Genomic DNA, 1,728 nt, shown 5'->3' with positions numbered 1-1,728 from the left:
CTGTTGCAGAATCGGTTAAATTCCCGGTGATGATCTACAATAACCCATTCACATCAGGCGTCGACATCAGTACGGAAACGATTCTAAAAGTTGGACGCGACGTTGAAAACATTACACATATTAAAGAATCGAGCGGAGGCATCGGTAAAGCGCGTGATATCGCTCGTCAAGGTGCTGGGTTCATCAAAGTATTCTGTGGTTCTGAGGACCTTGCGATCGAATCATTGCTTGTCGGCGCGACGGGCTGGATTTCCGTCTCTGGGAACATCGCACCGCGCCAGGTAACGGAATTGTACAACCTTGTTCAAAACAATGAAATGGACAAGGCTTGGGCACTTTATGACAGACTTCTACCGCTTTGCGAATTCCTTGAAGGGTCAGGAAAATACGTCCAAATCGTCAAGAGAGCAATGGACCTACAAGGTTTAGCAGGCGGACCATGCCGCAGACCAAGACTTCCGCTTAGTGAAGAGGAAGATGCGAAATTGATTGAACTACTACAAAGCTTGGAAACGGTCACTAACTAAGAAATGGAGGCGGAAAACGCATGGAAGCAACTGACTATAAATTAAAACCGAAAGTACAAGAATTTTTACAAGGTGTCAAAGGACTTTATATTAACGGAGCATATGTACCGGCAATTAGTGGGAAAACATTCGACGTCATTAATCCGGCGACTGAAGAAGTGATTGCGCAAGTAAGTGAGGCGCAAGCGGAAGATATCGATGCTGCGGTTGCCGCCGCAAGAAAAGCATTTGATGAAGGTGAATGGACGAAGATGGAGACAGCAGAACGTTCTCATCTCATCTATAAGTTCGCAGATCTATTGGAAGAAAACCGTGAAGAGCTTGCACAACTGGAAGCACTAGATAATGGCAAACCGTATGAAGTCGCATTGGCAGACGATGTGGATGGCACGGTTCAGCATTTCAGATACTACGCGGGCTGGGCAACGAAAATGGTCGGACAAACAATCCCAGTGTCAAAGGATTACTTAAATTACACTGTTCATGAAGCTGTCGGTGTCGTTGGACAAATTATTCCTTGGAACTTCCCGCTTGCGATGGCTGCTTGGAAGCTCGGTTCGGCACTCGCAGTCGGCTGTACCGTTGTCATCAAGCCTGCAAGTGAAACGCCACTGTCCCTGCTATACGTGGCAAAACTATTCAAAGATGCCGGATTCCCTGACGGTGTCGTCAATGTTGTACCTGGCGCCGGCCGAGTTGCTGGAGATGCGATTGTCGGACATAAGGATGTCGATAAAGTTGCATTTACGGGTTCAACGGCTGTCGGAAAAGGCATTATGCGTAAAGCAGCCGATCAGCTCAAAGGTGTTACGCTTGAGCTTGGCGGTAAATCGCCAAGCATCATCCTGGAAGATGCTAACCTTGAAGAAGCAATTGAAGGGGCATTTAACGGCACGATGTATAACCATGGTCAAAACTGTAGCGCTTGTACGCGCGTATTCGTTCACCGGACGCATTATGACCGCGTCGTGAGTGAGTTAGTCGAGCGTGCAAATGCACTGAAACTCGGACCTGGTATGGATTCGGAAACGGAAATGGGACCACTCGTTTCAGCAAAACAGCAACAAACGGTTCTTGACTATATCGAAAAAGGAAAAGCGGAAGGTGCACGCCTTGTAGCAGGCGGCAGCAAAGCGTTTGATAAAGGGTACTATGTGCAACCAACGATTTTTGCAGATGTAGAAGACGATATGACGATTGC

2 protein-coding genes are annotated in these 1,728 nt (G+C 47.5%); both read left to right on the top strand.

Translation table 11 applies throughout. The features are described 5' to 3' along the window. Positions 1 to 527, top strand: a 527-nt coding sequence (locus AC1TO6_RS21065) for a dihydrodipicolinate synthase family protein (RefSeq protein WP_482103541.1), incomplete at its 5' end; no start/stop codon positions are given. Between the two features lie 20 nt (positions 528 to 547). Next, the coding region (locus tag AC1TO6_RS21060) for an aldehyde dehydrogenase family protein (protein ID WP_482103540.1) at positions 548 to 1,728 on the top strand (1,181 nt) is incomplete at its 3' end.

This window comes from Sporosarcina sp. Y352 (genome assembly GCF_056786535.1).
This window is presented reverse-complemented; position numbering and strand designations above follow the sequence as displayed.